Genomic DNA, 19,995 nt, shown 5'->3' with positions numbered 1-19,995 from the left:
AAAGAGGAATTACATGAGTCAGCTGGACACTGAAGTACGTCCGAGTAACTTCATTCGCAATATCATTGATGAGGATTTGGCCAGTGGCAAGCACACTAGTGTGCACACCCGGTTTCCGCCGGAGCCTAACGGTTTCCTCCATATCGGTCACGCAAAGTCTATTTGCCTGAACTTCGGTATTGCCCGCGACTATCAAGGACAATGCAATCTGCGTTTTGATGATACCAACCCGGAAAAAGAGAATATCGATTACGTCAATTCCATTAAGGAAGACGTGCGGTGGCTCGGTTTTCAGTGGAGTGGTGATATTCATTATTCATCTGACTACTTCGATGCTCTGTACGGCTATGCAGTTGAACTGATCAACAAAGGTTTGGCTTATGTCTGTTTCCTTAATGGTGAACAGATGCGTGAATATCGCGGTACCTTGAAAGAGCCGGGGAAAAACAGTCCTTATCGAGATACGCCGATAGCAGAAAACCTTGCACTGTTTGAAAAAATGCGTGCCGGAGGCTTTAAGGAAGGCGAGTGTAGTCTGCGCGCTAAAATTGATATGGCATCGCCTTTTATGTGCATGCGCGACCCGGTACTTTATCGCATTAAGTTTGCCCATCACCATCAGACTGGCGATAAATGGTGCATCTACCCCATGTATGACTTCACCCATTGTATCTCTGATGCGCTGGAGCATATTACCCACAGTCTGTGTACGCTGGAGTTTCAGGATAACCGTCGACTGTATGACTGGGTTTTGGATCATCTGGACGATTTCAATTATGACGGCCGTACCCGTCAGTATGAGTTTTCACGGCTGAATCTTGAATATACCGTTATGTCCAAGCGTAAACTGAATGAACTGGTTACCCGTAAACTGGTGAATGGCTGGGATGACCCGCGGATGCCAACGATTGCCGGTCTGCGTCGCCGTGGTTTTACACCTTCATCTATTCGTGAATTCTGCGACCGTATTGGTATCACCAAACAGGATAACTTAGTAGAAATCGGTATGCTGGAAGCCTGTATTCGTGAAGAGCTGAACGATAACGCGCCGCGGGCAATGGCAGTGATTAATCCTATCCGCATGGTGATTGAAAATTACCCGCAGGGGCAGACTGAAATCATCAGTGCGCCAGTGCACCCGAATAAACCGGAACTGGGCGAGCGCCAATTACCTTTCAGCCGCGAACTGTACATCGACGCAGAAGATTTCCGCGAAGAGGCCAATAAGCATTATAAACGCTTAGTGCTCGGTAAAGAGGTCCGTTTGCGCAACGCTTACATCGTTAAAGCGGAACGTTGTGATAAAGATGAACAGGGCAATGTGACCACGGTTTATTGCAGCTATGATGCTGACACTAAAGGTACTAATCCCGCTGATGGTCGTAAAGTAAAAGGCGTGATCCACTGGGTAGAACAAGCCAGTGCCTTGCCTGCAGAATTCCGCTTATACGATCGTTTGTTCAGCCTCGCCAATCCCGCTGGCGCTGAGACATTAGATGAGGCATTGAATCCTGATTCGTTGCAGATTCGCCATGGCTTTGTGGAACCAGATCTGAAAGTCGCCGTTGCTGAAAAGGCTTATCAGTTTGAACGTGAAGGATACTTCTGTGCTGACTGTAAGGATTCTTCTGCAGAGCATCTGGTGTTTAACCGTACCGTGGCCTTACGTGACTCTTTCGCGTAATCGCCAATCCAAGAGAAGGCGCCTTATGGCGCCTTTTTTATGATTATCAGCTGTTGTGTCATTTTATCGCTGTCATGCTGTTGCCAGCCATTCTGGTATGGCGGACTTCAAGCCGTTGGTTCTCAGTAACCAAACCAATAAAATTACATCAGTAAGCACTAGATAAGTTTAATCTTCCGCTATATATAGCCTCTACCGTTACCATAAGTGGCTACGGCTCGCTGAGCCTTGCTGCCGACTGTATACCCGCTTAGCAAGATGTCGACGCCAGTTCAGGCTGTTGTCAGGGTGCGACAATATGCCACGCCAGCTGTGATCCAGCTCTCGTTATAATGCGCGCAATTTTCCCAGATGATTGACATTGAAGGTGATCATTGTGCGCAGAAATACTCAACAACAGGAATACCACTTTTACCGAAAGCCCTCTGCTATCGCGGTTGCTGTTGGCCTGGCATGGTCGATGCCTACGTTGGCTGACGACTATACCAATCAACCCATAGAACGACTACAAGTGCTGGGGCAGCAACCTGAACACCACAGTACTTTGGGGGCGGTCGATACCCTATTGGCCCAGCAAGGCGTTGATTTTTCTGCTGCGGGCGGTATGTCAGCGCTACCTGTACTTAACGGTATGATGGGCGATCGCATAAAAGTGCTTATCGATGGCAGTGATGTTACCGCCTCCTGTGCCAACCAGATGAACCCGCCCTTGTCTTATATTTCGGCAAATCAAGTCGCTACTGTTGATGTCGTAGCCGGGGTGTCGCCCGTGAGCGCCGGTGGCGATAACATCGCTGGCGTTATCAAGGTCAGCAGCGTTAATCCCATATTTGTCGATAGTGACACGCTGCAGTGGCAAAGTGGATATGTGTCAGCTGGATACCACAGCGTTAACGATGCTATGTTACTCGGAGCTGGCGTTAAATTGTCCAGCAACAGCGTTAGTGTTGATTATCAGGGCGCGTATGAAGATGCCAACAGTTATCGAGATGGTCATGGTGACAAAGTGCTGGACACCTTGTACCGGGCACAGAATCACGCGCTGACGGCTGCCTGGCGCGATCAAACTCAGCAATTTGCGGTGAAGCTAACACATCAGTACATCCCATTTCAGGGATTTGCCAATCAATATATGGACATGACTGATAACCATAGTTATGGCGTGCTGGCTCGCTATCAGCGGCAGTTAGCCGATGATGGTGAATTCAGCGCCCAGGCCAACTGGCATAGTGTCAGCCATAAAATGGGTTTTTTCAGCCCTGAGAAAACCGGCATGATGCCGATGAATACCGACGGCGATGATTACAGCTATCAGTTGCACTGGCGTTTGCCTGTTAGTGCCAAAGATACCTTGTTGTTGGGGCAGGAAACCTATGATTACCGACTGGATGATGAGTGGCCAGCGGTGGCAGGTTCCAGCATGATGGGGCCCAATAACTATATCAATATTAATGATGGTAGGCGCTTACGGGCGGCGGTATTTGGCGAATGGCAACAACAGTCGACTACGCGCTGGTGGTGGTCTGCCGGTGTTCGGTATGAATATGTGACGACCAATGCGGGCGACGTTCAAGCCTACAACACCATGGCGATGATGGGCATGATCAATGCCGATGCTGCGGCGGCCAGTGCGTTTAATGCCACTGATCGTAAACGTAGTGACAATCTGCTGGATGTCACCTTGTTGGCGCGCTACCAACTGACGACCGGGCAGCAACTGCAATTGGGACTCGCCCGCAAGAATCGTGCGCCCAATTTATACGAACGATACAGTTGGGGACGAGGGACCATGGCGGCCACCATGATAGGTTGGTTTGGTGATGGCAACGGTTATGTTGGCGATATTACCCTTAAGCCGGAAACGGCCGACACATTGAGCTTTGCTTACAAAGCCTTTGCCGATGATTGGCAACTGGCAGCAACAGTCTGGTACACCAAGGTAACAGATTACATTGATGCAGATGTGATAGGCAGTTTCAATAAAAGTGGTTTAGCCAATGGCCAGCGTAATTTGCTGCAATTTACTAATCTGGATGCGACGCTCTATGGTGGCAGTGTCAGCAGCGTTTATCGTCTGGCAGATAATTACACGGGACTGTGGCAGCTAAATGCCAGTGTCAGTGCGACACATGGTGAGCGAGATGATGGCGGTCAGCCTTTATATCAGATAAAACCTTGGCAAACAGAACTGGCGCTGCAGCAACAGTTAGGGGACTGGCAAAATAGTATTGCCTGGCAATGGGTTGCTGCTAAAGACCGTGTGGATATTAGTCGATTGGAAAATGCTACGGCCGCCTATTCGCTGCTCAATATCAGCAGTCGTCTGCAATGGCAGGGGGTTACTCTGACATTCGCCGTCAATAATTTGCTTGATCATAACTATGAGTTGCCACTCGGCGGCGTCAGTATTGCGGAATATAAGGCCGACAGCAGTCAGGGCTTCCCACAACTGGCCGGTGCCGGACGCTCTTTGGAGCTTGGCGTCAGCTACGCTTTTTAATGTATGCTGTTGGCAAATAGATAGTGGAATAAACCGCGATGATGCTGTTGATCGTGATGCTGCTGTGGCGCCGGCCATCACCCAGGCAAATGCTGTTTCTGTTGCTGGCGGAAGTGCTATTGGTGAATACACTGATAGCCATCAATGGTGCCGCCAGTAATCCATTTAATGCCGTGTTGTTGCTACCCGTAGTATTGGCTTTTATGTTGCTGTCTTGGCTTAACGCCGCAATGGTGCTGAGTGTAAGTATTGCCTTTCAAATTAGCCAGTTATGGCTATTACCTCGACATGGCGACCATGCGGCGATGATGCTCAGCCATTACTACGGTATGGTGGTGGGTTTTGTTTTGACTGCTGTGCTGGTAGCGGCAGTGGTGTGGTATCTGCGGCAGCGGTTAGCGTCACGCGAGGAAGCGATTCATCAGTTGCGGGAGCGGCAACTGCGTAACGAGCAGTTGCTAGCCATCGGAACTGCCGCCGCCCAGCTTACTCACGATGTCGCCACCCCGGTACAGTCTATGCGCTTATTGATCGACGAAATTAAAGAGCAACAAACTACCAGTGTTGCGCTGACAGAACTGGATGTGCAATTGCAGCGTGTTGAACAGCAATTGCGTAATTGGCGTGAGGTTGCTGACGATGTGCGCGAGTCCCGATTGCGACCTTACGCGATTAAACAGTTGTGGCATTCGTTGCAACATTTACTGTTATTAGCCCGACCAGAAACCCCCATCCGCTGGCACTGGCTTATTACCGCCGAGTCGAGACGAATATACGCCGACGGTACGCTATTGCCGGCGTTGAGCAATATTATTATCAACGCCTGTGAAGCCGCGCAGGGACAAGCTGATGCCTTGGTTCACGTTTCTGCCAATACAACGGACAGCCACTGGCGGCTAAAAATTGAAAACCCTGCCAACGGAGTGTCACCAGACCTTCTGCTACAGCTTGGTTTCCGGTTATTGCCCAGCGATGGTGGTCATGGTGTTGGCGCGGTATTGACCAACGCAACCATTGAAAAATTTCATGGTGAGGTTAATTGGTGTCGTGAAGGCGATATGATAGTTACCCTTGTTGAGCTACCACTGGAGTTTCATGCAGAAAATCATAGTGATTGATGATGACCTTAGCTACTTGCAAGTGTTACAGCGGCGTTTGCAGCAGACGGGGGCCTATGAGGTGGCAATTTATACTTCGATTGCCACTGCCTTGTACCACCCAGCGCAGCGGGTGCACGCCATTTTACTGGATATGATGCTGGAGCAAGAATCAGGCATCGCGGGGATCCTCGCGCTCAAGGAGCATTTTAAGCCAACGCATCTCATTATGTTGACTGGCTATGCCAGTATTGCCACAACTGTCGAAGCGATGCGGCGCGGGGCCACCGATTATTTGGCAAAACCGGTTGGCCTGAACGAAATACTGCAACGGTTGCAGGGATGCGTTGAGGTGGACTCTGTTGGGGATACCCAACCGCTGACACCAGCGCAGGTCGAATGGGAACATATCCAGCGCACATTGCTGACAAATGACGGTAACATTTCTGCGACCGCCAAGGCACTGGGGTTACACCGGCGCACACTACAGCGTAAATTACAGAAACACTCGCCAGTACGCGTACGCCATTCCTGAGTTTTCGCTGATGATGGTGTGGTGCTGTTCCAGCGCATGGGCACCACGCAGGTTTTTGTGGCGGTTGGATTCCGTTGCCGATTAAGCGTTTTTTTGTTCTAAGCTCATCGTTTATCTTACTAAGGTATTACCCGTCTTATAACAATATGATTGCCTAATAATAAGCTGCTGTTTTTATTTAATTTGTTTAAAGGTGTGAACTCCCTCTTTGTTTCAGGTATTACGTTTTTATAGAAAATATTATTAAGTATGACTTTGATCAATTTTCGTAATACTAAAAGTCCTTAAACTTTTCCCTCGCGCTAATTTTCTAACCAAATAACAACTGATATGAAATTGACTTCAACAGTAATTTACGGGGTGCCCGTGCTGTTTGTCGCGGCACTGGTGCAGGCAGAAGATACCACTCAAACATCTACCTCAGCCTCACAGCCCATTGAACGGGTAGCAGTTTTTGGACGGCAGCTCAATTTGTTAGGGCAGAGTAGTTCCGCATCTGAGGGCATAGTGGGCGCGGGCGAGATTGAAGCTCGGCCATTACTGCGTACGGGAGAGGTGCTGGAGTTTGTGCCGGGAATGATGGTGACTCAGCACAGTGGCTCGGGTAAAGCCAACCAGTACTTTTTACGGGGATTCAACCTAGATCACGGCACCGACTTCGCAACCTCGGTTGATGGTATGCCCATCAATATGCGCAGCCACGGTCATGGTCAGGGCTATACCGATCTCAACTTTCTGATCCCCGAGTTAATCGGGCAGATCCATTACTACAAAGGGGCATATTACCCTGAAGTGGGGGATTTCTCGGGCGCTGGCTCCGCGGCTATTTCACTGACAGACGATTTGCCTTATCGCCAAATGGCGTTAACGCTGGGGGAATATGGCTATCAACGCTTGCTGGCGACCGGGCAACAGCAGTGGCAGGATAACAAGTTTATTTTTGGCGGCGAATTGCAACGTTACGATGGCCCTTGGAGTGATGTAGAAGAAGATGTCCGTAAAGTGAACGCTGTTGGCCGTTATCTGACACACGTAGGTAATGGACAACTGGCCGTCACGGCAATGGCATACAGTAATGACTGGAACTCAGCCGATCAGATCCCTGAACGTGCGGTAACTGCCGGTATTATTGATGAATATGGTTCGCTGGATACGGATTTGGGTGGGGATTCCAGCCGTTACAGTTTGTCGGCCAGTTATGTTGACAGTGACTGGCAAGCCAGTGCTTATGTGATCCGCTCACGCTTGAACTTGTTTTCTAATTTCACCTATTTTCTCGATAATCCAGTAGATGGCGATGAGTTTCAGCAAATGGATAACCGCGAAATTTGGGGCGGCAAGTTGGCGCGTGACTGGCATGTAGCACCATTCGGCATTACGACGGATATCACCTCCGGCATTGATGTTCGCTATGATCATATTGGTAAAGTGGCGCTGTACCACACCAAAGCTAGGCAGCAGATTGGTACCGTGCGAGATGACGCAGTGGATGAGTTTTCCAGCGGTCTGTTTAGCAAGCTGGAAGCCGAGTTGACCAATGACATCAAGTTCCGCCTCGGCGCTCGCTATGACTACTACAACGCTGATGTGGATAGCGATAACACATTAAACAGTGGTAATGCTAACGATGGTATCTGGAGCCTGAAAGGCGGGCTGTCTTACTTGGTAAGTGATGATCTGGAGCTCTATGCCAGTGCCGGGCAGGGCTTTCATTCTAACGATGCGCGAGGGGCTACTATCAAAGTCGATCCGGCCACTGGTGAAGCAGTGAACAAGGTGGATTTGCTGGTACGTTCTACCGGGGCAGAACTGGGTTTTCGCTACTATGATCGGCGATACATCAATCTCTCGGCCGCATTTTGGTATCTGGATCTGGATTCTGAACTGCTGTATGTGGGCGATGCCGGGACGACTGAACCCAGTCGAGCTTCTCGGCGTTATGGACTGGAGATCTCTGCCTATTACTGGCTGAGTGATGCCTTCAGTGTCGATGCGGAACTGGCAGTAACCCGTGCCCGCTTTACCGAGGATGAGACCCTAGAGGGTAAGTATGTCGATGGCACTGTCCCTTGGGTTGCCAGTGCCGGTATTAACTATGAGCCAGATGCCTCGGGCATCCACGCTGCGCTGCGACTGCGCTATCTTGGAAAACGGACGCTGGACAGTTTCAAAGAACATGAAGCTGATGCGACAACCCTGGTTAATTTGTCGCTCGGATATGCTTATCAGGATTGGGACGTGAAGGCGGAATTGCTTAACCTGTTTAACAGTGACGACCATGATATTGACTACTGGTACAGTTCTCGTCTGTCCGGTGAAGATGCCGAGGGTGTCGAAGATTTACACTATCATCCGGTAGAACCTCGCATGTTACGGTTGAGCGTCAGCTATCATTATTAAGAGTTTGTGTGTCCAAGCCTGCCGTGGAGGGCTGCCCGGCAGGCTTTTTTTGTGAGCATTATCTGGTATTTGCTAACACTTGCTGCAGTCTGATAAAAAGCTGTTACTGTCTGATTCATAACCATTAATGGTAAAGTCAGGCGCGCTGTAATGACGTCAGACATTGATTTAGATGGGCAATGCGATGGGCAATAAAGGCTATCAGATACTGCTATCTCTACTGATACTAATGTCATCGGCAGCGCAGTCTCAGGTGTTGCTCACCGCAGATTTTCGTTTGCGACCGCCGTTGATGACCTATGGCAAAACACCAGGAACATTTTCCGGCGACTTGGTTAATATATTGGAACTTGCCTGTCAACGGGCCGGTTGCGAGCTGCAATGGCAGGAAATGCCATTCCAGCGCTCACTGCATCGGCTACAATCCGGCGAAGTGCATCTGGTGCCGCGGCTAATCCGTAATGATGAACGTGAGCACTATACCGCCTTTATTGGCCCAGTCGCGGTAGAAGACAACCCGATTATCTTCATCAAACATAAATACGCTAAGCTGGATACGGAACAGCAATTGTTTGCCGGTACGCTTGGCGTGAAGTTAGGCACCTATTATTCTGCATTTATCAATGACGATCCCCGGTTAAAAAAGTATCAGGCGGCTGATGACACCAATCTTGCCAAGATGTTTGCTGCCAACCGTTTTGATTATATTGCGGTAATTGATAAAAGCAGTATTGAAGCGGCATTTCAGCGTCTTGGATTCCATGATTATGATTACGCTGCACTGCATTATGCCAATCATGTACCCATCTATTTTGGATTTTCCAAATATGCTGATCACCAGGAGTTTGTTGGCAAATTGCAACAAGAGCTGCAGCAGATGGCCACGCGCGGCGAAATTGATAGGATGTTTGCTGTAGGGCTGCCTTCTCCGTTAAAACCCTAAGTTTTTGTTCTGACCACGCCTAGTTAATCTCTGCCGAATAGCACTTCATTAGTTAACAAATTTAGGTATACTGACTCGCGCCAAGGGGTGTTTTCCTGTTTTTGCAGGTGAACTGAGATGTCTTATGACGAACCCTTAGAACCTGATCCGGCTAGTACCGGCGTAGGAATGGGCCACAATTTGTGTACTTATCACTTCGCTTATCCCATGCCGGATCTCAAACATGCAAATATTTGAGGTCCAAATGTCTAAATTTTTTTATCCGGGTGTTATTGCCACTGCCGTACAACTGGCATTGAGTGCCCCGGTCATTGCCGCCGATAATCCCAGTAACAGTGATTCGCCCAAAACTGCAGACTCGCCCATTGAGGTGATGGTGGTCAGTGCTGACTTTCGAGGAACATCGGTCGAAAGCACGCCCTCCAGTGTAACAGTGGTTGATCAGCAGCGGATTGATGACCAGGCCGCCGAACACTTTGAAGACATGATCAACAATGTTGCCAACTTCAATTGGTCGGGTGCCACATCGCGGCCGCGTTATTTCCAGATCCGTGGTGTGGGCGAACAGGAAGACTACAAAGGCGCACCCAACTCCTCGGTGGGTTTTATCGTGGACGACATCGACCTTTCTGGTTTGGGAACTGTGTCCAGCCTGTATGACCTGCAGCAGTTTGAAGTGTTGCGTGGTCCACAGGGTACTCGCTATGGTGCCAATGCGCTTGCCGGGCTTATCTATCTCAAAAGTAATGATCCTACCCAAGTGTTTGAGCATGGACTGGAGCTATCGCTCGGGGATGACAATCTGCGTACTCTCAGCGGCTACAGTTCTGGGCCATTAACTGATTCGGGCAAGTTGCTGTACCGTGTGGCACTGCAACAGCATAAGCAGAATGGCTACATGGATAACCAGTATCTGCAGCGTGATGATACCAACCAGCGGGATGAATTCAGCGGACGTTTGAAACTGCGCTGGTACGCTACCGACAATCTGCAAGCGGATCTCACTGTGTTGCACGCCGATTTTGACAATGGCTATGATGCCTGGACGCTGGATAATAATGGCAAACACACGCTAACCGATCAGCCGGGTGTAGACAGTCAGCGCACCACAGGTGCCAGTCTCAAACTCAATTACAGCGGTTTTGAATCATTTGAGCTGATTTCTCTCACCAGTTGGGCGAATAGTCATTTCGATAATGGCTATGACGGAGACTGGGCCAATCCCGAATACTGGGCAGCGCGTGATTGTGACGGCGAGGCTTGTGAGTACAACTACTGGTGGGATAAGCAAGGCAAGCGCCGCACGGTTACGCAGGAATTTCGTATCACCTCTAATGAAGCTGGGCGAATTTTTGCTGGCAGCACTGACTGGCTTGCGGGCATCTATCTAATGGATTTGCATGAAGACAATGACCTGTATTCCGAATACAACGGCTGGCCGGATGAGGTACTGCAATCGGATTATAATGCGGATAACTACGCGATCTTTGGCCAGTTAGATAGCGCTTTAGGCCAGGGTTATCGTTTGTCCACAGGGCTGCGACTTGAGAAGCGTCGTAGTGATTACAGTGACAGCAATGCCGATAATTTCAGTCCATCCGAAAACATGTGGGGTGGTCATATCGCGCTGTCAAAACAGTTGACGACAGGGCAGGAGGCATATGCCCGCGTTGCTCGTGGCTATAAAGCTGGCGGTTTTAACATGACACTGCCACAGTCGCTAGCAGATAAAAAGCAGTTTGATGCCGAAACCCTTTACAACTATGAACTTGGGCTGAAATCACAGTGGCTTGATGGGGCAGCTGATACTCGTTTAGCGCTGTTTTATATGGATCGCCGCCACCAGCAGGTTTCAGCTTCTTTGCAAGATCCCGTCGACCAGCAGCGTTTTATTCTGTTTACCGATAACGCCGGTAGTTCGCGAAATTATGGTGCCGAACTGGAAGCTAACTGGTACCTGTCTGATTCTCTTGAGCTTTACGGCAGTGTTGGTTATTTGCAGACGGCATACGGGACGTACCTCTATCACGATAAATACGGCACTAGCGTCGATCTCAGTGGCCGTGAGCTGGCACATTCTCCACGCTGGACCTATAGCGTCGGCGGCAGCTGGCATGCTGACAAGGGCTGGTTTGTCAATATCAATGCCAGCGGCAAGGATAAGTTTTACTACTCTGACAGTAACGATTCGCAATCTAAGCCTTACACCATTGTCAGTGCCAAGGTGGGTTACGATGCTCAAAGTTGGGCGTTGTATTTTTGGGGCCGTAATCTGTTTGACAAACAATATGGCGTCCGTGGGTTCTATTTTGGTAATGAACCGGATCAGGACTGGGCGGACAAGCAATACATCCGTTATGGCGACCCGCGTCAGTTAGGTGTCACCTTTAAGCTGAAATTCATCTAATACAGTATGTCCCTGCTGTCGGCCGGGACTCGTTGGAGGAAAATGTATGCAACTCACCGTTGATATCAGCATGTATCCATTGCATGACAACTATAAAGACCCCATCCGCTGGCTGATAAAGCGTCTGGACAGCTACCAAGGCATTGAACGGGTGACTAATTCGCTATCGACCCAGGTGACTGGTGATTATGATGCCGTGATGCAGATGTTGTCTGTGGAGATGAAAGCCGCGTATGAACAGTTTGGTACTGCGGTTTTTGTCTGCAAGTTTCTGCAAGGTGAATTTGACTTGCGGCGTAGGACCTGAACATGGCGCAACTGTGGCAGATGTTCAGCCAAGCAGTGACTGAAGCGCAGGGCATGGATCTGTGGGAAGGTCTCGCCGTTATACTGGCACTAGCGTATCTGTTGTTAGCGATGAGGGCCAGTGTTTGGTGTTGGGGCGCGGCGCTGGCTAGTACTGCCATCTATACCGTCTTGTTCTGGAAAGTGTCACTGTTGATGGAGTCGGTCCTCAATGTTTACTACATGGCGATGGCGCTTTATGGCTACTGGTTGTGGCGCCGTGGTGGTGAGCAGCAACAGGGCATTACCATTAGCACTTGGTCGTGGCAACGTCATGCCGTTTTGAGCATTATCACCGCAGTATTGTCATTGCCGCTGGGCTGGTTTATGGCCAATCATACCCATGCGTCATTTCCCTATCTGGATGCTACCACCACCTGTTTTGCGGTGATGACCACCTGGTTGGTGGCGCAGAAAGTTTTGGAGAACTGGCTTTATTGGGTCGTGATTGATTTGGTGTCTATCTATTTGTACCTCAGTAAAGGGCTAATGCTGACCTCGTTATTGTTTGTGTTATATGTAGCGTTGGCAGTTGGTGGCTATTTCCTGTGGCGCGCTGACTGGCGAGCACACCAGCTATCGCTGAGTGAACGTTAATGGAACTTGTGAGCATCGTAGGTGAGCTTGCTGAGGCTGTACAACAGGCATTGCAGCAGTTAGATCTTCCCATGCCTAGAGCGATTGAGCGGCAGAGCCTGGGGCTAAGTAACCAGAGTTTTCGCTTGGATTTTCAACAAACTTCGCTGCTGCTGCGGCTGAATTCGCCAGTAACCGACCGTATCTGCAATCGCGAAAACGAGGTGACTTGCTGGCGTGTGGCCCAAGCTGCTGGGCTAGCACCACAGTTGCATTGGGTTGACAGTGCTAAACGTTTTTATCTGAGTGAATGGTTGACTGAATCTGCCAGCGGTGACGCTGCCGGATGTGTGCCTTGGCGTCAGCTCGCAGCCTCTCAGCCTCACAAACTGTCCACCGAGTCATTCGTCAGCTCGCGGCCAGTTGCGGCGTCATCAGCACCGGCCCAGCAGCTATTGCAATTGCTGCTGGGATTACGCGAGTTGCCGCCACCTGCATTAGATATCAGCCTCCAATTACAGTGGCAGATTTATCTGGTGCGATTACAACAGATGTCCGCTGACGGTGATTATGCCGGAGCCAATACCCGTGACGCGGCGCAATGGTTACAACGGTTGCAATGGCTGCAACGGCTGTCATTGAATACAAGATTTGCAGTGCTAGATGCTTGCTTGTTGTCGCACCAATATTGCCATCGAGATCTCAGTGCCCACAACTTGTTGCTGCACCAAGATCGCTTGTATTGTATCGACTTTGAATACTGTTGCAGTTCGCATCCGTTGTTCGAACTGGCAGGCGTTATCGCCTGCCATCGATTATCTCCCTCCGCCAGACAATGGTTGATACAACAGTACCTAGACAATCATCCACACCTGACGTCAAACAGCGTGCAGGCGTTAGGCGCCGCATTAGACATTTTCTGGTTATATTCCTGTGCCTGGGCGCTGCAAATGGCTGATAGACATTGCAATGACCACCATGAATTTTTCAGTTGGTTTGACAACTACCGGCAACTTATACGAGAGTGATTAGCATTCCGGTAAACAGAATGCCGATGATTATCAGGGATAGGTCAACGGATGAAACGATTCTTGCTACTGCTGACAGCACTGCTAATGCTCAGTGCCTGCTCTACCAAAATGAGCTATCACTTTCTCGATTGGGCGATTGCTTGGCAACTCGATGACTATGTGTCGTTAAATAAAGCGCAAGAGCAACAGTTTGAGCAGGCGTTGCAAGCTTTCATGCAGTGGCATCGGCAACAGGAACTGCCGCGTTACAGTCATGATCTGCGACAGTTACGCAGTGCCTTACAACAACATTCTTTAACACCTGAATTTCTCAGCCGTTTTACTGATAACGCTAGGCAGCATTGGTTGCGGATCTTTTCTCACACGTTTGATAACATCGTGCCGCTGGTGGCGTCGTTCGACGATGCTCAAGTGGCACAGATAAAAAAGCAGTTGGCAAAAGATCAGCAATCTTTGCAGCAAGAGTATCAGGATAAAACTGCCGAACAGCTGCTAACCCAAGCCGATGAACGCTTGCAGGAGCAGTTACAGGATTGGATTGGCCGCTTAACCCCTCCACAAAAGCAACTGATACACCAATATAATCAGCAGCGGCTCGATATCACCAAATTGTGGCTGGATTACCGTCACGAGTGGTATCAACAGTTAGTGATGGCACTGGAGCAGCGCCACGATCCCATCCTATTACGGCAGCGATTACAATTACTATTAACCACACCGGAACAATTGCGCTCGGTGGAATATCAACAACAGCTGGATACTAACCGTCAACGTTTGGGGTTGATGCTGGTACAGGTGGCGCAGCATATGAACGCCAAGCAGCAACGGCATATTCAACGTAAACTGGATGATCTTATCAGTGATTTGGACGACCTGAGCGGAGTGAATGGTTGAGTTCGCAGCAGTTGTTACTGCAAGCATTTTCATTCAGCAGCAATTTGTTATGCTAAAGCCACAAGGGTATCTGTTTTAAAGGACATTATTTTGGATGCTTTAACACTTCTTCTGACCCGTCAATCCTGCCCGCGCCTAGTAGCGCCAGCGCCGGATGATGCGCAACTGAAAGTCATTCTGGATGCGGCCGCCAGAGTGCCTGATCATGGTGGTCTAGCGCCTTGGGAGTTTATTATCGCGACAGGTGAGGGACTGAATCGACTGGCAGATGTGTTTGTTGCCGCGGCCACTGAGGCCGGCGAAGACGATGATTTTATTGCCAAGGCGGCCAACATGCCATTGCGGGCACCTATGGTTATTACCGTGGTCGCCAAGACCCGAAGTGATATTAAAAAAGTCCCAGAGCTGGAGCAACAGTTGTCGGCCGGGTGTGCAGTGATGGCAATGCAGCAAGCGGCCTTTGCACAGGGTCTGGGGGGGATCTGGCGTACCGGCAGTTTTGCTTTTGATGAAACGGTGAATAAAGCGTTAGGGTTGGACGACACCGATCAGATAGTAGGTTTTTTATACCTTGGAACTCCTGCCATTGAAATGCCGCTAAAACCGCAGAAAGACGGTAGCACGTTTGCTCGTTATCTGTGAGTGCTATTAACCGCGTAAAAATGCCGACAGTTATGTCGGCATTTTTGTTTCACTGGCAGTGATCCTTTGTTAAGCCATCCCATGTATGTTCTGAGTTACTGGTCTATGGCCATTGCTTATATATCTAATGATTAGATTTGTAACTATTTGATTTGAAATCGTAATTTGTTGCTAAGTCAGTGGTTTCAGATTAGCTTCATGCTCCTTTTCTTGGTGTCTGACACAGTGGAGCAGCAGATGGCCGATATGAGCAATGAGGCTTTTTTTGATCGGGTAGCTGCGGCATTGGAACAACCTGGTTATTTGGTGTTGCCACAACTGGTTGATCCGGCACTGGTTGCGCAATTGCAACAGTGTTTGACACAACAACATAGCGCTGAATTTCGTGATGCGGCCATTGGCCGTGGCAGCCAGCAACAGCAAAATCAGACAATTCGTGGTGATCGTATTCGCTGGCTTAGTCCTGATGTACAACCGGATGCTCAGTGGCTGGTGCTCATGGAGCAGTTGCGGGTGGGACTGAATCAACGGCTATTCATGGGGTTGTTTGACTATGAAAGTCACTATGCTTGGTATCGCCCCGGCGCGTTTTATCGTAAACATGTGGATGCCTTACCCGGCAGTCGTAATCGCATTCTCACCACGGTGTTGTTTCTCAATGAACAATGGGGCGCAACTGACGGTGGTGAATTGCAGATCTTTGATACGGAAAACAATCTGTTGCAACAGGTGGTGCCGGAGGCCGGAACTCTGGTGATTTTTCTGAGTGAGCGTTTCCCACATGAAGTTCTGACCACTCACCGGGGCCGTGGCAGTATTGCCGGGTGGTTTCGCTTGAGCAATAGTCACTACGGTTTCTGATAGTGCTAAGTCCCTGAATTTGTATCTCAACAGCTTGTCCTTTTGTCTGAGTTTCATGCTAGTCTGATAACAAAAGGCCTGCCGCTTATGAACACTGCGGCAGGCTACCAAGAAAGATGACGCGAGAAGGAGAAACATTGTGGGACAGGACGGTTATTTATCTGGCGAGTATGTCATTCTTGAACCGCTGAGTATGGATCATTTACCAGCGCTATCACTGGCGGTTGCTGACGGTGAGTTATGGAATCTGTGGTACACCAGCGTACCTCATCCTGACGAGATGAAAGCCTATATTAAGGCCGCTCTGGAAGCTGAAAAGCGGGGCGAAGCCTTGGCCTTTGCGGTGCGTTGTCGTGATAGCGGGACGATAGTGGGCTGCACACGGCTGTGTCATTGGGATCAACCCAATCGCCATATCGAAATTGGTTACACCTGGTATTGCAAGAGTGTGCAGCGCACCGCCGTGAATACCGAAAGTAAATTACTGTTGCTCAGTTACGCATTCGAAACACTGGATGTGATAGCCGTGGAATTTCGCACCCATTTTCACAATGAAGCCAGTCGCCAAGCGATTGCAAGGCTGGGAGCCAAGCAAGATGGCATCTTGCGCAATCACAGAATATTGAAGGATGGCACCGTGCGCGATACTGTGGTGTATTCCATCATTGATAGCGAGTGGCCAGAGATAAAACAACACCTGAAAATCATGCTGCAACATCATAATCATAGTGAGGTGTGATTTAAGGACGATGTTGATGTCCTCTATCTAACCACTGCTGCAACATCGCTTGGTACATAGAAAAAGTGATCCAGATCAACTTGAAATTCATTTTTGACTAAAGTAGTTTTTGATCATCCAACCGAAAAGGAAGATCAGGATGACAGTCAAAAATATCGTGTGGGCAGCATTGGTACTCGCTAGCGGTTCGTCGGCTTGGGCGGGTGAGGCCGAGCAGGCATTTACTGGTGAATTGCACCAGTGTGCAGCCTATTATCAGCTAGGTTCGCAGATGGTGGCGGCAATGAATGCACCCCAAATGGCCGCTGTGGGTGAGCGTTTGAAAAACAATGCTAAGGAAGCGGAACAGCTGGCGGCAAAGTATGAAGCCGTTGATGCCACGCAACAAGCCGTAGCCAAAGCCACCGAGCAGATGATGCAGTCTACTGGCGGCAAAGGCATGGGGGCACTGATGCAGCAGTATAAAGATAAGTGTCAGGAAATACTCAATGATCCGCAAAAACGGCTGGATTACTGGGTGATGGCAAAAATGTAAGCATTTGGGGCCCGCGATTGCGGGCTCGACTTTTTACTAAGCTCCTTAATCTCTAATCAATTGTTACTGCTTACCGATTATTCCTTGATTTTATTTATAATTAGCCTTCAAACTAGAGCCAGTTTCAGCCACTGGATACTCGGTTATGGAGCAACGCATGAGGCGTAAGTCGCTGCTGTATCATTGGTATCAGCAAGGGGCGCTCACTGAAGAGACGATGCCGCAAGCACTGGCAATGACAAAAGCGCAACCGCAGCAATGGCAGTCTTTTATCAGCCAGTTGTTGCTGGGAGGTGTGGTGCTATGTTTAGGCTCAGCGCTGATCTGCTTTATTGCCTACAACTGGCAACATTTCGGCCGTCTGGGCAAATTAGCACTGCTAGAAAGTATCTGGCTGCTGTTAATGGTTGCGCCCCTGTTACTGCAGCAGTATTCCGCGCGTTTTGCCATCTGCAACATTGCGCTGCCTTGGATCTGTTTGTTAACCGCGATAGTGACAGGTGGCGTGTTGGCGTACGTTGGTCAGGCGTACCAGCAAGGCGCGGACGACTGGCAACTGTTTGCTTTCTGGTCTCTGTTGGCGCTGCCGTGGCTTTGGCTTGGCCGTCGCGATTGGCACTGGGGACTACTGGCTGTTTTGTTGAATCTGACGTTGTCACTATGGTTTCAGATACATGGTTGGCCAGCGTTCCAACGTTGGTTTCCCGGTGAACAATCCACTTGTTTACTGTGGTGGCAGGTGCTGTTAAATCTAGCGTTGCACCTGACTTTATTTCGCCTTAACCGCCTGTCCATTGCTCAGTGGCCAACGGCTAAAGTGGCTGAAGCCTTATGTGGTGCCGCGCTATGGCTGTTGATGCTGGTAGCGATTGCTAATGCGATTTTCTCCGGTGATTTGTTGTTCGACGGCGGTGCCAGTCCAACATTCTGGTCTTGGTCACAAGCTTGCTGGTGGTTAATCTCAGCAATGATGCTGATGATTTATTGGCGGGCTCACTGTCTGTATGGGCTGGCTTTGCTGATGTTTGCCCAATTGTTTTATTTACATATGTGGTTGCTGCGTGTGCTTGGCGAATATCACCTTGAATCTTCCGGCTATCTGCTGATGTCGGCGTCGGCGGTGGGCTTGTCGGTGACGATAAGTTTATGGTTGATGAAGCTACAACGGCAATTCGGAGAAACGCCATGAGCCGACAGATATTGTGGCAGCAGTTAGTCGAGCAACATATAGTGCAAGGTGAAATGCCTGTGTTGCCCCCAGTACCTTGGTATGTGGTGCTGCTACAAACAATGGCTGCATGGGTAGCTAGCGGCTTTATGTTGGGGTTCCTCGGCAGCCTGATGTTGCTTTTACCAATCCGTGAAAGCGATGGTTTTGGGATTGGGGGCGTCACCAGTTTTGCAATCGCTATTTTTATTGTGACGCAGCAGCGACGTCGCGATAGCGGCTTGTTTGTGTCGCAGTTAGGTTTCTGTTTTGCTATGGCCGCCATTGCAGGAATTGCTATCTGGTTGGTGGAGCGCCTGCATCTGAACAGTAGTGACATCTACTTGATGCTACTGTTGTTGGGATTGCTGCATTGGTTGACACTAGCGCTTTTCAGTATTCGTTTTTGCTCAGCGTTACTGATGTTGGGTGCGGCTATCCTGTGGTTACTGGAGCAGGGCCTTGGCATGCTGTTATCGCCGATGCTACTGGTCAGCAGCTTTTGGCTATGGCGACAGGAACATGATTTTGGCTCTTGGCGGCAATTGCTGCGGCCATTGGCATATGCCTGCGCTGTATGGTTACCCTGGGTGCAACTTCCTTTGCTGGAGTATACCAGCCGGGCATTTCATCAAACCCAATGGTTGTTATCATCACCTTGGTCAGCGTTACTGAATCTATTGCTATTAGCTGCCATGTTTCACGTCATCTTAGCGTGGCGACCAGGGACAACCGGACAAAAATGGATGACGGTGACACTGTTGCTGTTGTTGGGCTGGTGGTTATATTGGATCCCTGGGTTGATGGCCGGATTTGCCTTATGCGTGTTGGGTTTTGCTGTCGCTGAATGGCTGTTGTTAGCAACGGGCGTATTGTCAGTGTTGGGATTCAGCAGTTGGTTTTATTATTCTCTGAGTTATACCTTGCTGTTTAAATCCCTGCTGTTGTTGGGCCTTGGTTTAACCTTGCTGCTGTTGCTTGGGTTTATGAATACTCAGTGGTTTAAGAGAAAGCAGTGGCTAACGTTCACTATGCCTCAGGAGGCAGATTAATGGCTGCTACTTGCTATCAGCCACCGCGGAAGACCGTATTGTGGGCATTCATGCTGGGATTGTGCAGTTTGTTGCTGGTGAATTTTTCCGTGTGGCACAAAGAGCAGTTATGGCGCAATGGTGAGCCAATCATATTGGCGCTAGCACCCAAAGATCCTCGCTCACTGATGCAGGGCGATTATATGGCGTTGGATTATGTGGTTGCCAGAGAGCTGCGGCAGGCGTTGCAGGATGATGGTAACTGGCAGCCCAATTTGCAGGGCTGGCTGCTACTGACACTACAGCCGCAGGGGCCAGCGCTTTATCGTGGTTATCGTTTCAGCAATGCTGATACTGGTATGACCGGACAACAGCGATTGCTACCTTTTAAAGTACGTAACAATCGGGTGCGTATTGCTAGCAATGCCTGGTTTTTTGAGGAAGGCCAGGCAGCACATTTTGATGCGGCCCGCTATGGTGAGTTTCGCTTAGCAAATGATGGCGAACTACTGTTGGTCGGTTTGCTGGATGAAAATCTACAACCGCTGTGAATTGCCGTCATTGTTAG

The 19,995-nt window shown here is 49.5% G+C and carries 18 protein-coding genes and 1 riboswitch; all 18 genes read left to right on the top strand.

Annotation, left to right across the window (positions count from 1 at the left end; genetic code table 11):
• Positions 1 to 13 precede the first annotated feature (13 nt).
• The 18 genes from glnS to J3L11_RS03650 all read left to right on the top strand — a co-directional run bounded on the left by glnS (position 14) and on the right by J3L11_RS03650 (position 19,978).
• Positions 14 to 1,684: a glutamine--tRNA ligase gene (glnS, locus tag J3L11_RS03735; protein WP_133037732.1), complete on the top strand. Its 1,671-nt coding sequence runs from the start codon at positions 14 to 16 to the stop codon at positions 1,682 to 1,684.
• Positions 1,685 to 2,060: 376 nt separating this feature from the next.
• Positions 2,061 to 4,184, top strand: coding sequence for a TonB-dependent receptor (locus J3L11_RS03730; protein WP_347566493.1), 2,124 nt, complete (start codon positions 2,061 to 2,063; stop codon positions 4,182 to 4,184).
• Between the two features lie 38 nt (positions 4,185 to 4,222).
• Positions 4,223 to 5,302 (top strand): ATP-binding protein, encoded by a 1,080-nt coding sequence (locus tag J3L11_RS03725; RefSeq protein WP_207570118.1) that lies wholly within the window; start codon positions 4,223 to 4,225, stop codon positions 5,300 to 5,302.
• Entirely contained in the window at positions 5,280 to 5,816 is a 537-nt protein-coding gene (locus tag J3L11_RS03720; protein ID WP_207570116.1) for a response regulator, read from the top strand. Before J3L11_RS03725 ends, J3L11_RS03720 begins: the two co-directional genes overlap by 23 nt.
• 330 nt (positions 5,817 to 6,146) lie before the next feature.
• Entirely contained in the window at positions 6,147 to 8,216 is a 2,070-nt protein-coding gene (locus J3L11_RS03715) for a TonB-dependent receptor (RefSeq protein WP_207570114.1), read from the top strand.
• Between the two features lie 184 nt (positions 8,217 to 8,400).
• Positions 8,401 to 9,159, top strand: coding sequence for a transporter substrate-binding domain-containing protein (locus J3L11_RS03710; protein ID WP_207570112.1), 759 nt, complete (start codon positions 8,401 to 8,403; stop codon positions 9,157 to 9,159).
• 73 nt (positions 9,160 to 9,232) lie between these two features.
• Positions 9,233 to 9,345: riboswitch (TPP riboswitch) on the top strand.
• 58 nt (positions 9,346 to 9,403) lie between these two features.
• Positions 9,404 to 11,566: a TonB-dependent receptor gene (locus J3L11_RS03705; protein ID WP_207570110.1), complete on the top strand. Its 2,163-nt coding sequence runs from the start codon at positions 9,404 to 9,406 to the stop codon at positions 11,564 to 11,566.
• Positions 11,567 to 11,612: 46 nt separating this feature from the next.
• Positions 11,613 to 11,873 carry a hypothetical protein gene (locus J3L11_RS03700; RefSeq protein ID WP_189615902.1) on the top strand — a complete coding sequence of 87 codons (261 nt, stop codon included), beginning with the start codon at positions 11,613 to 11,615 and terminating at the stop codon, positions 11,871 to 11,873.
• Between the two features lie 2 nt (positions 11,874 to 11,875).
• Complete coding sequence (pnuC, locus tag J3L11_RS03695) at positions 11,876 to 12,508, top strand: nicotinamide riboside transporter PnuC (protein WP_207570108.1); 633 nt, start codon at positions 11,876 to 11,878, stop codon at positions 12,506 to 12,508.
• Positions 12,508 to 13,515, top strand: coding sequence for a phosphotransferase (locus tag J3L11_RS03690; RefSeq protein ID WP_207570106.1), 1,008 nt, complete (start codon positions 12,508 to 12,510; stop codon positions 13,513 to 13,515). The genes pnuC and J3L11_RS03690 overlap by 1 nt, the downstream gene beginning before the upstream one ends.
• Positions 13,516 to 13,566: 51 nt before the next feature.
• A complete protein-coding gene (locus J3L11_RS03685; RefSeq protein ID WP_189615896.1) occupies positions 13,567 to 14,412 on the top strand; it encodes a DUF6279 family lipoprotein in 846 nt (281 codons plus the stop codon).
• A 90-nt stretch (positions 14,413 to 14,502) separates the two neighbouring features.
• On the top strand, positions 14,503 to 15,054 hold the full coding sequence (locus J3L11_RS03680) for an NAD(P)H nitroreductase (protein ID WP_133037722.1): 552 nt from the start codon (positions 14,503 to 14,505) through the stop codon (positions 15,052 to 15,054).
• 237 nt (positions 15,055 to 15,291) lie between these two features.
• On the top strand, positions 15,292 to 15,915 hold the full coding sequence (locus J3L11_RS03675) for a 2OG-Fe(II) oxygenase (RefSeq protein ID WP_207570102.1): 624 nt from the start codon (positions 15,292 to 15,294) through the stop codon (positions 15,913 to 15,915).
• Positions 15,916 to 16,054: 139 nt separating this feature from the next.
• Positions 16,055 to 16,654, top strand: coding sequence for a GNAT family protein (locus J3L11_RS03670; protein WP_268244720.1), 600 nt, complete (start codon positions 16,055 to 16,057; stop codon positions 16,652 to 16,654).
• Between the two features lie 139 nt (positions 16,655 to 16,793).
• Positions 16,794 to 17,189: a hypothetical protein gene (locus tag J3L11_RS03665; protein ID WP_242695076.1), complete on the top strand. Its 396-nt coding sequence runs from the start codon at positions 16,794 to 16,796 to the stop codon at positions 17,187 to 17,189.
• Positions 17,190 to 17,346: 157 nt separating this feature from the next.
• Positions 17,347 to 18,378 (top strand): DUF2157 domain-containing protein, encoded by a 1,032-nt coding sequence (locus J3L11_RS03660; protein WP_207570101.1) that lies wholly within the window; start codon positions 17,347 to 17,349, stop codon positions 18,376 to 18,378.
• On the top strand, positions 18,375 to 19,448 hold the full coding sequence (locus J3L11_RS03655; protein WP_207570099.1) for a DUF4401 domain-containing protein: 1,074 nt from the start codon (positions 18,375 to 18,377) through the stop codon (positions 19,446 to 19,448). Before J3L11_RS03660 ends, J3L11_RS03655 begins: the two co-directional genes overlap by 4 nt.
• Positions 19,448 to 19,978, top strand: a complete 531-nt coding sequence (locus J3L11_RS03650; protein WP_207570097.1) for a GDYXXLXY domain-containing protein — start codon at positions 19,448 to 19,450, stop codon at positions 19,976 to 19,978. The genes J3L11_RS03655 and J3L11_RS03650 overlap by 1 nt, the downstream gene beginning before the upstream one ends.
• The last annotated feature ends 17 nt before the right edge of the window (positions 19,979 to 19,995 follow it).

Origin of the sequence: Shewanella sp. 4t3-1-2LB, assembly GCF_017368415.1 — a bacterium.
GTDB lineage: Bacteria > Pseudomonadota > Gammaproteobacteria > Enterobacterales > Shewanellaceae > Shewanella > Shewanella fodinae.
The sequence above is the reverse complement of the archived record's forward strand: the minus strand, read 5'-3'. Positions and strand labels throughout refer to the sequence as shown.

Excerpts from the sequence above, each read along its gene's own strand:
- glnS (WP_133037732.1), top strand. The coding sequence starts at position 14 with ATGAGTCAGCTGGACACTGAAGTACGTCCGAGTAACTTCATTCGCAAT.
- J3L11_RS03725 (WP_207570118.1), top strand. The coding sequence starts at position 4,223 with ATGATGCTGTTGATCGTGATGCTGCTGTGGCGCCGGCCATCACCCAGG.
- J3L11_RS03720 (WP_207570116.1), top strand. The coding sequence starts at position 5,280 with ATGCAGAAAATCATAGTGATTGATGATGACCTTAGCTACTTGCAAGTG.
- J3L11_RS03715 (WP_207570114.1), top strand. The coding sequence starts at position 6,147 with ATGAAATTGACTTCAACAGTAATTTACGGGGTGCCCGTGCTGTTTGTC.
- J3L11_RS03710 (WP_207570112.1), top strand. The coding sequence starts at position 8,401 with ATGGGCAATAAAGGCTATCAGATACTGCTATCTCTACTGATACTAATG.
- J3L11_RS03705 (WP_207570110.1), top strand. The coding sequence starts at position 9,404 with ATGTCTAAATTTTTTTATCCGGGTGTTATTGCCACTGCCGTACAACTG.
- J3L11_RS03700 (WP_189615902.1), top strand. The coding sequence starts at position 11,613 with ATGCAACTCACCGTTGATATCAGCATGTATCCATTGCATGACAACTAT.
- pnuC (WP_207570108.1), top strand. The coding sequence starts at position 11,876 with ATGGCGCAACTGTGGCAGATGTTCAGCCAAGCAGTGACTGAAGCGCAG.
- J3L11_RS03690 (WP_207570106.1), top strand. The coding sequence starts at position 12,508 with ATGGAACTTGTGAGCATCGTAGGTGAGCTTGCTGAGGCTGTACAACAG.
- J3L11_RS03685 (WP_189615896.1), top strand. The coding sequence starts at position 13,567 with ATGAAACGATTCTTGCTACTGCTGACAGCACTGCTAATGCTCAGTGCC.
- J3L11_RS03675 (WP_207570102.1), top strand. The coding sequence starts at position 15,292 with ATGGCCGATATGAGCAATGAGGCTTTTTTTGATCGGGTAGCTGCGGCA.
- J3L11_RS03665 (WP_242695076.1), top strand. The coding sequence starts at position 16,794 with ATGACAGTCAAAAATATCGTGTGGGCAGCATTGGTACTCGCTAGCGGT.
- J3L11_RS03660 (WP_207570101.1), top strand. The coding sequence starts at position 17,347 with ATGAGGCGTAAGTCGCTGCTGTATCATTGGTATCAGCAAGGGGCGCTC.
- J3L11_RS03655 (WP_207570099.1), top strand. The coding sequence starts at position 18,375 with ATGAGCCGACAGATATTGTGGCAGCAGTTAGTCGAGCAACATATAGTG.
- J3L11_RS03650 (WP_207570097.1), top strand. The coding sequence starts at position 19,448 with ATGGCTGCTACTTGCTATCAGCCACCGCGGAAGACCGTATTGTGGGCA.